The 13,072-nt window shown below is 71.7% G+C and carries 12 protein-coding genes and 1 pseudogene; 9 read left to right on the top strand and 4 right to left on the bottom strand.

Annotated elements, in window-relative coordinates:
- Window positions 1–397 precede the first annotated feature (397 nt).
- From IB242_RS15745 to IB242_RS15730, 4 genes and pseudogenes are all read left to right on the top strand, one after another.
- On the top strand, window positions 398–1,342 hold the full coding sequence (locus tag IB242_RS15745) for a DUF808 domain-containing protein (RefSeq protein ID WP_192281592.1): 945 nt from the start codon (window positions 398–400) through the stop codon (window positions 1,340–1,342).
- Window positions 1,343–1,523: 181 nt separating this feature from the next.
- On the top strand, window positions 1,524–2,162 hold the full coding sequence (locus IB242_RS15740; protein WP_192281588.1) for a YiiX/YebB-like N1pC/P60 family cysteine hydrolase: 639 nt from the start codon (window positions 1,524–1,526) through the stop codon (window positions 2,160–2,162).
- A gap of 232 nt (window positions 2,163–2,394) precedes the next feature.
- Window positions 2,395–2,610, top strand: a complete 216-nt coding sequence (locus tag IB242_RS15735) for a hypothetical protein (RefSeq protein ID WP_192281585.1) — start codon at window positions 2,395–2,397, stop codon at window positions 2,608–2,610.
- A gap of 233 nt (window positions 2,611–2,843) precedes the next feature.
- Window positions 2,844–3,146, top strand: a pseudogene (locus tag IB242_RS15730) (biopolymer transporter ExbD); the annotation flags it as partial.
- 560 nt (window positions 3,147–3,706) lie between these two features.
- Here the strand turns inward: IB242_RS15730 and IB242_RS15725 are convergent.
- On the bottom strand, window positions 3,707–4,276 hold the full coding sequence (locus tag IB242_RS15725) for a hypothetical protein (RefSeq protein ID WP_192281579.1): 570 nt from the start codon (window positions 4,274–4,276) through the stop codon (window positions 3,707–3,709).
- 109 nt (window positions 4,277–4,385) lie between these two features.
- On the bottom strand, window positions 4,386–4,763 hold the full coding sequence (locus IB242_RS15720) for a glycine zipper 2TM domain-containing protein (protein WP_192281576.1): 378 nt from the start codon (window positions 4,761–4,763) through the stop codon (window positions 4,386–4,388).
- A 229-nt stretch (window positions 4,764–4,992) separates the two neighbouring features.
- Between IB242_RS15720 and IB242_RS15715 the strand changes: the two genes are divergently transcribed.
- From IB242_RS15715 to IB242_RS15700, 4 genes are all read left to right on the top strand, one after another.
- Window positions 4,993–5,502, top strand: a complete 510-nt coding sequence (locus IB242_RS15715; protein WP_192281573.1) for a ferritin-like domain-containing protein — start codon at window positions 4,993–4,995, stop codon at window positions 5,500–5,502.
- Between the two features lie 17 nt (window positions 5,503–5,519).
- Window positions 5,520–6,131 (top strand): DUF488 domain-containing protein, encoded by a 612-nt coding sequence (locus tag IB242_RS15710; RefSeq protein ID WP_192281570.1) that lies wholly within the window; start codon window positions 5,520–5,522, stop codon window positions 6,129–6,131.
- Window positions 6,131–6,925 carry an exodeoxyribonuclease III gene (gene xth / locus IB242_RS15705; RefSeq protein WP_192281567.1) on the top strand — a complete coding sequence of 265 codons (795 nt, stop codon included), beginning with the start codon at window positions 6,131–6,133 and terminating at the stop codon, window positions 6,923–6,925. Before IB242_RS15710 ends, xth begins: the two co-directional genes overlap by 1 nt.
- 77 nt (window positions 6,926–7,002) lie before the next feature.
- A complete protein-coding gene (locus IB242_RS15700) occupies window positions 7,003–7,227 on the top strand; it encodes a hypothetical protein (protein ID WP_192281564.1) in 225 nt (74 codons plus the stop codon).
- A 39-nt stretch (window positions 7,228–7,266) separates the two neighbouring features.
- Here the strand turns inward: IB242_RS15700 and IB242_RS15695 are convergent, their stop codons facing one another.
- A complete protein-coding gene (locus tag IB242_RS15695; protein WP_192281561.1) occupies window positions 7,267–7,491 on the bottom strand; it encodes a hypothetical protein in 225 nt (74 codons plus the stop codon).
- Between the two features lie 142 nt (window positions 7,492–7,633).
- Window positions 7,634–9,727 (bottom strand): hypothetical protein, encoded by a 2,094-nt coding sequence (locus tag IB242_RS15690; RefSeq protein ID WP_192281558.1) that lies wholly within the window; start codon window positions 9,725–9,727, stop codon window positions 7,634–7,636.
- A gap of 542 nt (window positions 9,728–10,269) precedes the next feature.
- Between IB242_RS15690 and IB242_RS15685 the strand changes: the two genes are divergently transcribed.
- Window positions 10,270–13,062: a PAS domain-containing protein gene (locus IB242_RS15685; protein WP_225540716.1), complete on the top strand. Its 2,793-nt coding sequence runs from the start codon at window positions 10,270–10,272 to the stop codon at window positions 13,060–13,062.
- Window positions 13,063–13,072: the final 10 nt, after the last annotated feature.

Genomic DNA, 13,072 nt, shown 5'->3' with positions numbered 1-13,072 from the left:
CCTGGCGGGCTGTGGCCACGCCAGCGGAACGTCGACCGCGATCCGCACCGCGCAGCCTAGGCCGTCCACTGCAGGATGCCTGCCCGATGCCGGTGCCCGCCTGCCGGTCGCCGCATCCGGACGCTGCTGATGGAGATCGGACAGGGCGTCACGGTTGCGTCTGCCCGCCTCGCGGACGTCTTCGTCGAACGCAATGCGGTGGCGGCGGCGTACCGGGCTTCGGTGATCATCGGCGGGCTCCGGTCGGCAGGGCCCGCCGACGCGGCAGGTCGCTGTGATCGGCTCTCCGTACGAAGCGGGCCAGCCGCGCTGACGCCCGACACGCAGCGTCGCCATACCGCCATCACCCGCCGAGGCTGTACGCTCGCCGCACCCTCCCACACCGACCGGTTCTCCCATGGCTTCCAGCCTGCTCGCCCTGCTCGACGATATCGCCACCGTGCTCGACGACGTATCGGTGATGACCAAGGTCGCCGCGAAGAAAACCGCCGGCGTGCTCGGCGACGACCTGGCGCTGAACGCGCAGCAGGTGACCGGGGTGAAGGCCGACCGCGAACTGCCGGTGGTCTGGGCGGTGGCCAAGGGCTCGTTCCGCAACAAGCTGATCCTGGTGCCGCTGGCGCTGGCGATCAGCGCCTGGATCCCGTGGGCGGTGACGCCGCTGCTGATGATCGGCGGCCTGTTCCTCTGCTACGAAGGCGCGGAGAAACTGCTGCACCGCTTCCTGCACCGCGGCGAGGACAAGGACGCGCAGCACGCACGTCGGGTCGAGGCGCTGGCCGACCCGGCGGTCGACCTGGTCGCGATGGAACGCGACAAGATCAAGGGCGCGGTCCGCACCGACCTGATCCTGTCGGCCGAGATCATCGCGATCACGCTGGGCACCGTCGCCGATGCCGAGATGACCACGCGCATCCTGGTGCTGAGCGTGGTCGCCATCGCGATGACGGTCGGCGTGTACGGGCTGGTCGCCGGCATCGTCAAACTCGACGACGCCGGCCTGCACCTGACCGAGCGCAGCGGCGAAGGCGCCGGTACGCGCGCCGCGCGTGCGTTCGGCCGCGGCATCCTCGCCTTCGCCCCGTGGCTGATGAAGTTCCTGTCGGTGGCCGGCACCGCCGCGATGTTCCTGGTCGGCGGCGGCATCCTCACCCATGGCGTGCATGCGGTGCACGAGTGGATCAACGAGGCGGCGGTCGATGCGGCCGCCCTGCCCTCGGTGGGCAGCGTGCTCGGCGCGGTCCTGCCGATGCTGATCAATGCCGCGGTCGGCATCGTCGCCGGCGCCATCGTGGTCGCGCTGGTGATGGGCTTCGGCAGGCTGCGTGGAGCGAAGCACTGACGACGCGCCGGCGTTCCATGTGCCGGGTGTCGTGGTCGCCACTGGCGACAGCCGCCAGCTTCGATCGCGGATCCAGCCCCATTCGACGCGGCCTGGTGTGCTGCCTGTCGCTGCGTCCGTTCTCCGTTCTCCGTTCTCCGTTCTCCGTTCTCCGTTCTCCGTTCTCCGTTCTCCGCCGATGATGCCGACCACCCGACGCTCCACGCTCGCGCTGATCCTCCTGCTGCTGATTGCAGGCCTCCCCCTGTCGGCTGTCGCCCTGGAGGTCCAGGACGGCGACCTGCTGTTCGTCACGGCGGCCCGGACCGGCCTGAGCGGCGCGATCGACGATGCGACGCGCCGTGACGGCCAGCCCAGCTTCGACCATGTTGCGCTGGTGGCCTACGACACCGACCGGCACGTCGTCCTGCACGCCGACGGCGAGGGCTCGCGCCAGCAGCCGCTCGACGCGTTTCTCGACGCCGCGCAGGCCAGGCAGCGGCAGGTGGTCGTCTACCGGCTCCGGCCGATCCGGCGCGGCACCATCCCCGCTGCCATCGACCAGGCCCGGCGCATGCTTGGCCGGCCCTACAACCACAGCTACGTGCAGGACGAGGACAGCTACTACTGCTCGGACTTCATCGAGCGCGCCTTCCGCAGCCACACGGTGTTCGCCCTGCAGCCGATGAACTTCCGCAATCCGAAGACCGGCGAGATCTCCGGCCACTGGATCGCGCTCTACCGCGGCATGGGCATGGACGTCCCGCAGGGCCTGCCCGGCACCAACCCCAACGACATGGCCGCCTCACCGGTGCTGGAGCGCGTCGGCACGCTCGAGTGAACCACACGCCCGTGCGCCGCATCCCGCGCGGCTGTCCGCGGGTGAGCGCGCCGGCAACGACCTCTGCGACCGCCTGGCGCCGTCTCCCGCCACGTGTCCCTGGCACGCCGGAACGCCATCCGCCACGGCCGCGCGCACCGTGCGTCCATCACGTCGTTTCGTCCTGCGGGTCACGCCCGGATCACCCGTTCCGGTTCACCCTGAGCCCGGTTTTTCGACACGGGAGATCCCCATGCAGCTCTTGAAACTGGCCGCGGTCGGCACCCTCGGATTCATCGCCTACAAGGCATGGCAGCGCCGGCGCCCGACCACCACCCCGGGCACCGCGCAGGACGATGGCAGTGTCACTCCGCCGCATGGCGACCCGGTGCTGGTCGGTGCCGGCATCGATGTCGACATGCCGGTCCGTCCGGCGGCGCAGTCCAGCCGCGGCTTCGGCGGCGTCTGACACGGCCGGCCCCGTCGTCGCGCGCCCGCGGGGCAGCGGCGTCGGCATGGCAGTAGCGACACCACGGTCCGGGCAGACACTGTCCGGGCCGGCTCATGGGCCTTTTCCGCACGCGCGCGGCTCCGCGGCAGGCGGATGCGCGCAGGCGCCGCCAGGCGTCGGGTGGGCGGGGCAGCCGGCCCCGCCGCAGGAAGTGCGTCAGCGCGTTCCATACCGCTGGCGCCAGCGGACCGATGGCCGACATCAACGTCACCCCGCTTGTCGGCGTGATGCTGGTCCTGCCGACCGCCTTCATCGTGACCGCGCCGCTGGTGACGGGGTCGATCCATGTCCTGCTGCCGCAGGCGACATCGGTTCCGCCCGAACGACTGAGACCGCCACCACCGATCGCCCTGCGGCTGGATGCCGGCCACCGGTTGAGCTGGAACGGAACGCCGCTCGCCACCGGCGACCTGCAGGCCCGTCTGCGCATCGAGATCCAGACGCACGCCGGCAAGCTGCCCGAACCGCGGCTCCCCAGCGACAGCAGCGCCACGTAAGAGGGCATTGCCCGCATCCTCGCCGCCGCCGAGGCCACGGGCATGCACAGGATCGGATTCGGTCGCTGGACGCGTGACACGGGACGGCGGCCCGGCCGGCGCCGTTCCGTGCGCAGGTCGCACGCGGAGCGCGGTCTCTTCGGTACACCCGGCGCGCCACACTCCGGCGCGCCCAACGCCAGGGCGCCGTCTGGCATCGCAGTGTCATGTCCGGATGGCACAGTGGCGGCGCTGCGGAAGGCGGCGCGTGGCGACACCAGGTCCTCTCTCCCCTGGCTGCCGCGGGCCGCCTTCCTCTCAATCGGTGCGCGGCGTGCAGCCCGCCGCCGCGGTCGCTGCGGCGTGTCCTCGCCCGGTCGACGCGAGCGCCCGCACCGGCGGCGGCGACGGGTTCATCCCTGCCTGTTTCCATCTCTGGCTGCTCGCGTACACCAGCGCACGCATCGCGTGGCCGGCAACACCTGCCTCATTGCCAATCCCGTGCCATTCCGGCGCGTTCGAGGTCTCCGTCTTTCGCGCCCTTCTGTTCCGGGCTCCCCCGACCGCGTGCCCGCGCGTTATGCGGATGGCAGATGCGCGTCGGGCAGGCGTATCTCGATTGGATTCCTCGGAATGTAACGGGCCAGGACGGCGGTCATCACGAAGAACAGCACGGTGGCCATCGCAGCGACCGCGACGGTACGCAGCGCCCAGTGCAGACGGGGAAACGGTCGCAGGCCCAGCGTCGCAATCGACGCACTGACCAGGGACATGAGAAAGAGCATCGGCTGGATGAGCAGCGACATCACGCCGTACCCCGCCGTGGCCAGCAGCGACACCATCACCGCTGGCGGCACCAGCGCACCCACCAGCACGGGAATCACCCACACCCGCAGCGTACTGATCCGGGGCGGTACGGCCGCGTCCGCCGCGACCGACGCACCTGGTTGGTAGGGGTTTTCGGACACCAGCGCTCCTTCGTCCTCGCCGGCGCGCGCCGGACCGTCTGCGGGGAACGCATGGTACTGGATGGAACGCAAGCGACGTCGAGCCCTGCGGCTCCGGAACGCGAACGCGAGGTCCTGGCCTGCATCGACCAACGCCGCTGGACCACCACGGATGACGATCCAGACCGCGGCGGAACGCATGGCGGACGAAAACGAGATGCGGGCAGCTCCATCGCTGCCCGCACCACATCAGACGATCAGTGGACCGACCGGGTGCATCGGCGTCCCGGCCAGCTGATGCCGCCAGCGGTCAGCGCCAGACGCGCTCGCAGCGCGTTTCGACGATCCGGTCGCCCCGCGCTTCCTGGCGATCGCCCTGTACCTTGCGGCCGATCGCGCCACCGGCGACCGCGCCGCCCACCGTTGCCAGATCGCGACCACGGCCGTCGCCGATCTGGTTGCCGACCAGGCCGCCGATGACGGCACCGGCGGCGGTCCCGCCGATGCGGTTCGGGTCGGAGCTGTTGCGGCGGACCTCGACGTTCTCGCAGACGACCCGGCTGCCATCGTTGAAGCGGCGTCCCTCGTCCTCGGGGCCATAGCGCGTCCCGCTCTGTGCGTGTGCGCCGGCCGCGGCCAGGACCAGGGGTGCGAGCGCGATGACGACGGATTTGCGGATGGTGTTCATACCGGGATCTCCGGAGGACGGGGCTTGCGGTGCAGCCTGCGCTGCGCCCGGGCATGGAACGGTGAAAAACAGCGTGGCACCGCGCCCGCGTTCACCTGGCATACGTGGATGTGGCCGCGCCGTGGGCGTTGCGCCCGTGGAAACCCAACCAATCGATCACGCAGACGTCGCGATGCGTTGACGGCGCCGCCCGCCACCATCGACGCACGTCCAACCGATGGAGATCACCATGACCGACGCACGCGAACACCTGCTCGACTGGCTGCGCGACGCCCACGCGATGGAGCAGCAGGCCGAGCAGATGCTGAAAGGCCAGGCCGCCCGCATCGAGCACTATCCGCGGCTGAAGATGCGCATCGAGGAGCACATCCGCGAAACCCAGGGCCAGCAGCAGCTGCTGGAGGGATGCATCACCCGGCTCGGCAGTTCGCCGTCGGTGCTCAAGGACACGATGGGCAAGGTCGCCGCGCTCGGCCAGGCCGTGGGTGGGATGACCGCCAGCGACGAGATCGTGAAAGGTGCAATGGCTGGCTACGTGTTCGAGAACATGGAGATCGCCTCCTACACCGCGCTGATCGCCGCCGCCCAGGCAGTGGGCGACACCGAGACGCAGCGCGTGTGCGAGCAGATCCTGGTGCAGGAAGAGGCGATGGCGAAGTGGTTGCGGGATCATCTGCCCGAGATCACCCAGCAGTTCCTGGTGCGCGCCGAGACGCCCGGCGTGACGGCGAAGAAGTAAGCGCGGGAAGCATCGGCATGCCAGGTGCCGGCACGCGACAGACGACGGCGGCCGCGCCCCACGACGCGGCCGCCGTCGCGCGTCCGGCACTGTGGACGGTCGGCCATTCCACCCGCAGCTGGGACGCGTTCCTGGCCCTGCTCGCCGCACACGCGGTCGAGGCGATCATCGACGTGCGGCGCTTCCCCGGTTCGCGCCGCCACCCGTGGTTCGCCGGCGAGACCCTGGCGACACAGCTGCCGCAGGCAGGCATCGACTACCTGTGGCTGCCCGAGCTCGGCGGCCGCCGGCGCGTGCAGCCCGGCTCGCCCAACGGCGGCTGGACCAACGCCGCCTTCCAGGGCTATGCCGACCACATGACCAGTGCGGAGTTCGAGGACGGTCTGGCGCGTGCGCTCGAGGCCGCGGCACGGCGGCGCAGCGCGCTGATGTGCGCCGAGCTGCCATGGTGGCGCTGCCATCGGCGCCTCATCGCCGACCTGCTGCAGCACCGCGGGCATGCGGTCCGCCACATCATGGATGCGCGCCCGGCGCAGCTGCACCCGGGCAATCCGGCCGCGCGTGCCCGCGGCGCGGACCTGGTGTATCCACCGCAGCAGGACGACCTGTTCGCCGCAGGGGCGCCGTGATGGCCCGGCGCGGACGGCTGACCCTGGCCACGTTCAACGTCAACGGCATCGGCACGCGTCTGCCGCAGCTGCTGGCCTGGCTGGAGCAGGCCAGGCCGGACATCGTCGCGCTGCAGGAACTCAAGGCGGTCGATGCCGCCTTCCCGGCCGCCGAGCTGGAGCGCGCCGGCTATGGCGCGATCTGGCAGGGCGAGCACCGCTGGAACGGCGTCGCCCTGCTCGGGCGCGAAACGATGCCGCTCGAAAGCCGGCGCGGCCTGCCTGGCGACGCGCGGGACCGGCAGAGCCGCTACATCGAGGCGGCCATCCACGGCATCGTGGTGGCCAGTGTCTACCTGCCCAACGGCAATCCGCAGCCAGGGCCGAAGTTCGATCACAAGCTTGCCTGGATGCGGCAGCTGGAGGCGCACCTGCACACGCTGGTGGCATTGCCGCATCCGGTGGCGGTGCTGGGCGACTTCAACATCATTCCGACCGACGTCGACGTCTACGACGCGAAGGCGTGGCGCCGCGATGCGCTGATCCAGCCCGAGGTGCGCGCCGCGTATGCGCGGCTGCTCGCGCAGGGCTGGACCGATGCGCTGCGCCAGGTGCATGGCGACGCGCGGATCTACACCTTCTGGGACTACTTCCGCCAGCATGCCGAACGCGACCGCGGGCTGCGCATCGACCACCTCCTGCTCAATCCGGTGCTGGCCCCGCGCCTGCGCGATGCCGGCGTGGACCGCGCGGTGCGGCTGCAGGACAAGGCCAGCGACCACGCACCCACCTGGGTGACGATCGCGCCGGCGTGACCGCCGCCGTGAACACGGGCTCCACGGCACCGGCAGGTATGCTGGCCGCTCACGTATGACGGACCTCATGCGCATCCATGGGCCGCAACATTGGCAGCTACACCCTGCGGCCGGGCGCGCTGCAGGGTGACGCGCACAACTACTGGTACGGCACCATCACGGTACGGGGCGAAGGCCGCGCGTTCGTGCACACGCTGGATCGCGCGTTCTTCCGCACCGAGCTGGCCGCGCATTCGCATGCCAGGCTGATGATCGCGCGGGTGGCCGGCATCGAGCGCGACCGGATCGCGTTCACGCCCTGAACGATGGCCCGGCGCGCGCCGGGCGGCGCCGTACCGCGCTCAGTCCTTGCCGCGCTCCAGCGGCACCACGCCCGCCTCGGCCAGCATCCGCTCGATCCGGCCGACGATGTAGGCGATGTACTCCACCGGCGGCGCCTGGGTCAGCACCTGCGCGTCCAGCGCGAACGCGTCCAGCACCTCCTCGCGCGGCACCTTGGCGACCAGCTGCTGCAGCCGCTGCTCCAGCAGGTCCAGCTGCGTGTCGATGTCTTCTTTCGTCGTCATGCGGCAAGCCTGGCCCGCCAGGCGTCATCGCGGCGTGCAGCCGTCGACGGCATGCGGCGCTGCCCGCGTGTGCGTGCGATGGTGCGCGGCGCGGCCGGCCCGTGCGGGTTCGATCGGGATGCCGCGGGCTGCCGGCTCCCGCTCACCTGTCGCGGTCCGCACCGATGGCCTGGTGGAACGCCGCGTCCGTCCAGTACGGCTGGAAGTCGGTGTCGCGCAGGAACTGGGCCGTCGGCTTGCCCAGCCGGTGGGCCGCCGCGACATGCTCCAGCATGCGTGTCCGATCCCCGCGGCTGGCGTGGTAACAGGCCAGGTTGTAGAGCAGGGTGGCGTTGGTCTGTTCGGCCGGGTCGAACTGCGCGCTGATCAGCGTGGTCATCGTCGCCTGCAGCAGATCCTGCGCATCGGCGCGGTGCAGCGCGAAGGCCAGGGTCTGGCTGGCGATCACGCCGACGTTGTAGCGCAGGCTCGGATCGGCGGTGTGCACCGAGGTCAGCGCGTGCACCTGCTCCAGATAGTGACGGACCAGCAGGCCGGACGACGCGGCGTCGCCGGCCGTGTTGAAGGCGATCAGCAGGTCGGCGTAGGCGGCGGTCACCCCCGCGGCGCGGCTGGCGACATGCGCGCTTTCGTCGACCATCGCCTGCGCCTGCTGCAGGAACATCCGCAGCGCGGCGGCATCCCCGGTACGGGCGGCGTCCGCGCTCTTGCCGAGCTGGGCCAGGCGGGTGGGGTCGCCCTGCTTCCACCGCTGCTGGAACAGCGGGCGGGTCAGGTGGGTCAGACGTGCGCCGGGCAGCGCGACGCTGCGCCCGTCGCCGCGCAGCAGCAGCTGCATCGTGCCGGTGGCACCGAACAGGTCGGGCGCCTGCAGCACCAGTTCCAGCGGCGCCGTCGCGCCCGCCAGCGCGGCGAACGCGGCACGCGTGGCCTCCGGTGGCAGCTCGATCCTCACGACGGTGTACGCATCGGCATCGAACGGGCTGCCCCACTCCACCGTCATCGCCACCGGCAACGCCTGCAGCGGCGGCCAGACCCCGTCCACCGGGACCCGTGGCGGGTCGCCCTCGAAGCGGCGCGCCGGCTCCGGTGCCCGCAGCCAGCGGTGCGCGCGTGCTCCCGACGCCAGCTCCACGGAGCCGACCACCGCCTTGCCGCGCGTGCCCGGGCCTTCGAACACCGGCCGCCAGCCCGGCGTGGCCGCCTCGCCGGCAGGGCCATCCGGCACCGGCCGCACCACGTACAGGCCGATGTCGTCCACGTAGTGACGCAGCAGCGCTTCCTCGCCCGGGTAGTGCATCTCGCCACGCATGCGCATGTCGAACCACGGGCTGGCATCGGCCATCAGCGTGGCCGGCTCCCACCAGCGCAGCGTGTGGCGGAAGCCGTACCCGTCTTCTTCGCGCGGCACGAACACCTTGAATTGCAGCGTCTCGTCGCGGACCTGCAGCTGCACGTGCGCATCGCCGAACCAGAGGCGACGGGGCAGCCGGCCCGGCGTGTCCCAGGCCACCTTGAGCGCGACCCCGACGGTCGCACCGAGCAGCTGGCCGGCGATGCCCTCCTCCAGGTGGAAGTGGCGGCGATCGAAGTCGACCACCTGCAGCCGCGGCGGCAGCGTGTCGTCGACATCGCGGGCGAAACTCTCGGGCGCGAGCTCGCGCAGCGGCGGCGTCCGGGTGTAGCCGTCCATGCAGCTGTCCAGCCAGTCCGGCCGGCGCTGCGGCCGGGGGCGGTCGCCGCAGGCGCCGCGATGCACCTTGTCGCGGTGCCGGGTGAGGTCCACCTTCCACGCACGCTGCCCGTCCCAGAGCAGCGCCCAGGCCTGCGCATGGTCGTGGTCGAAGGACACCGCGCGGGCGGCGTCGAACATCGCATGCAGCGCCTCCGGCGACAGCGCGTTGCCGTCCACGGTCGGCGCGTAGGGCTTGAAGGCCTGCTCGCCGCTGAAGATCCAGTCGTTGTAGGCGTCCCGGCCGAAGGCCAGGCCCATCCGGTGCATGTCGCCGGGCGCCCACAGGGTGTCGAGCAGCACGCCGTCGGCATCGAACCGCCAAAGATAGCCGCCGGCCACGGCGATCACCTGCCGCTGCTCGGGGACCGCGAACAGGCCGTCGAGCGGCCCGTGCAGGACCTTGCGCACTTCCTGCCGCACAGTGCCGGCGACGTTTTCGGACAGGCGCGGGAACCCGGCATCGCGACGCGCGGCGAACAGGGGCGACAGGAAGCTCGGCATGAGGAACACACAGGCGGCGAGCACCACGGGCAGGCGCCCGGGTGCGCAGTGGAGGAAGAAGCGGCGCGGGCGCGGCGCGCTGCGCCCGGCATGCGCTGCATGCCCGGCCGCTGCGGTGGCCGTTGCGGGACCAGGTGCGGACCGGACCGCCGGGGCATCCCTCGCTGTCGGACGGCGGACGGCGGACAACGGCACGTCCGGTCGCCGGCGTGGATGCATCGCGCTGCTCATGGGGTTGCCTCCGTCCGTGAAGGTATCGCCTGCGTGGCCGCTGCCGGCGGCGTGGATGGGCCGGGATCACGCCGCCTGTACGGCGGCCCCGGCCCACTTGGCGCCGGCGACCCTTGTCGGCGCCGGCCCGCTCGCGGAGGATGCCGCCTGGGCCTGCGCCGCACAACGCATGCGCCGTCCCGGGGCGCGGCGTCGACGCGGCCGCCCCCGAATTCGCTGCCCGCAGTCCTGACCGTGCTTCCGATGCCCAGAATGACGCCCCGCTCCCACGTCCTCCTCCCGGCTGCGCCCGTCGCCTGCGGGGAGCGCGCATGAGCACGCTGCACCCGGAAGCCGGCCGCGGCGTGGGCGACACCGAGCGGGTCAAGCTGGCGCTGGCCGCCGGCGCCATCGTCGGCACCTGGTCGTGGGACCTCGTGCACGACCGCCTGACCGTGGACGATGCGCTCGCCCAGGCGTTCGGCCTGGATCCGTCGCTGCCGCGCGACAGCCTGAGCCTGGCCCAGGTGGTGGCGTCGGTGCATCCGGAGGACCAGCCCGGCCTCACCGAGGCGGTCGCCGACGCGGTCGCCCGCAGGGGCCGCTACACGCACCAGTTCCGCGCCGGCGCCGCCGAGGGCTATCGCTGGTTCGAGGCGATCGGCCGGGTCGACCAGGACGCCGACGGGCGGGCGGTGCGCTTTCCCGGCGTGGTCATCAACATCGACGAGCGCCGGCGGATCGAGGCCGAGCGCGACCAGGCACAGACCCTGCTGCGGTCCTTCGTCGAGGCCGCGCCGGGCGTGGTCTACGCCAAGGACCGCCAGGGCCGGATCCTGATCGGCAACCGCGGCGCGACCGAACTGATCGGCCTGCCGCCGGAGGAGTACATCGGCCGCACCGATGCCGAACTGCTCGCGGACACGGCGCAGGCGGCGGCGGTGATGGCCACCGACGAGCGGATCATGTCCAGCGGCCGCACCGAACAGCTCGAGGAGGAGGTGAGCTTCCCCGACGGCCGTCGCGCCTGGTGGCTGTCGACCAAGGCGCCGCTGCGCGACGCCGACGGCACCGTGGTCGGCCTGGTCGGCACCTCGCTGGACATCACCGACCGCAAGGCCGCCGAGGCCCGCCACCTGGAGATCGAGGAGCGCTACCGGCTGGCCGCGCGCGCCACCAACGACGCCATCTGGGACTGGCGCATCGCCGACGGCCAGGTGATCTGGAACGAGGCGCTGGCCACGCTGTTCGGCCACGACAGGACCGAAACCTGCGCGCAGTGGTGGATCGACCACATCCATCCCGACGACCGCGAGCGCATCGACACCACGATCCACGCGGTGATCGATGGCGACCGGACCGCCTGGAGCGGCGAGTACCGCTTCCGTCGCGCCGATGGCAGCTACGCCTCGGTGCTCGACCGCGGCACCGTCCTGCGCGGCGGCGCCGGCGAGCCGGTGCGCATGATCGGCGCGATGCTGGACCTGACCGGACGCAAGACCGCCGAGGCCGCGCTGGCCGAAAGCGAGGAACGCCTGCGCCTGGCCACCGAGGCCGGCGACATGGGCTTCTGGGACGTGGACCTGGTGCACGACCAGCTGATCTGGCCGCCGCGGACCAAGGCGATGTTCGGCATCTCGCCGCAGGTCGAGGTCGGGCTGCCGGACTTCTACGCCGGCCTGCACCCGGACGACCTGGAACCGACCCGCGCCGCGTTCGAGGCGGCCGCCGACCCCGCGCGCCGCGCGCTCTACGACGTCGAGTACCGGACCATCGGCGCCGAGGACGGCATCGTGCGCTGGGTGGCCGCCAAGGGCCGCGGCGTGTTCGACGGCGACCGCTGCATCCGCGTGGTCGGCGTGGTGATCGACATCACCGCGCGCAAGGCCGCCGACGCGCGCCTGAAGGACCTCAACGAGCGCCTGGAAAGCCGCGTCCTGGAGGAGGTCGCCGAGCGCACCCGCGTGGAGGAAGCGCTGCGGCAGAGCCAGAAGATGGAAGCGGTGGGCCAGCTGACCGGCGGCATCGCGCACGACTTCAACAACATGCTGGCCACCGTGATCGGCCCGCTCGACCTGATCGCCGCGCGCATGGGCGATGGCGATCCGCGCATGACGCGCTACATCGACATGGCCATCGACGGCGCCCGCCGCGCCGCGCAGCTGACCCAGCGCCTGCTCGCGTTCTCGCGCCAGCAGCCGCTGCAGCCGGTGCCGGTGGACGCCAACCGCCTGGTCGCCGGCATGTCCGACCTGCTGGTGCATTCGCTCGGCGGCAGCGTCCGCCTGGAGACCGCGCTGGCCGCCGGCCTGTGGTGCACCTATGCCGATCCCAACCAGCTCGAGAACGTGATCCTCAACCTGGCGGTCAATGCGCGCGACGCGATGCCCGGCGGCGGCCGGCTCACCGTGCAGACGGCCAACTGCGAGGTCGCCGCACCCGCCCCGGGCGACCACGCCGGCGTGCCGGCAGGCCAGTACGTGCTGATCAGCGCCTCGGACACCGGCAGCGGCATGACGCCGGAGGTGGTGGCCAAGGCGTTCGAACCGTTCTTCACCACCAAGAAGGTCGGCCAGGGCACCGGGCTGGGCCTGTCGCAGGTGTACGGCTTCGTCAAACAGACCTCCGGCCACGTCCGCATCCACTCCGCGCCCGGCCAGGGCACCACGGTGAAGGTGTATCTGCCGCGCCTGGTCGCCAGCATCGCGGCGGACGCCTCGCCCGACGGCCGCGCCGCGTCGCCCGCGGGCGGAGCCCAGGAGCTGATCCTGGTGGTGGACGACGACGCGGCGGTGCGCCAGTTCTCCATCGACGCGCTGACCGAACTGGGCTACCGGGTACTGGCCGCCGACGGCGCGGCCAGCGCGCTGCCGCTGCTGGACCTGCATCCGGACATCGCGCTGCTGTTCACCGACGTGGTGATGCCCGAGGTCAACGGACGCCAGCTGGCCGACGAGGCCTGCCGGCGGCGCCCGGAGCTGCGCGTGCTGTTCGCCACCGGCAACAGCCGCAATGCGCTGGTCCAGGACGGCGTGCTCAGCTCCGACGTGCACCTGATCGGCAAGCCGTTCACCGTGGACGAGCTGGCCACGCGCGTGCAGGCGGCGCTGGCCGAGTCGCGCTGATCCGGGCCAG

Source organism: Xanthomonas sp. XNM01 (genome assembly GCF_014851915.1).
Classification (GTDB): Bacteria; Pseudomonadota; Gammaproteobacteria; order Xanthomonadales; family Xanthomonadaceae; genus Pseudoxanthomonas.
Note: the sequence above shows the minus strand (reverse complement) of the source record. Positions and strands in the feature narration are given on the sequence as shown.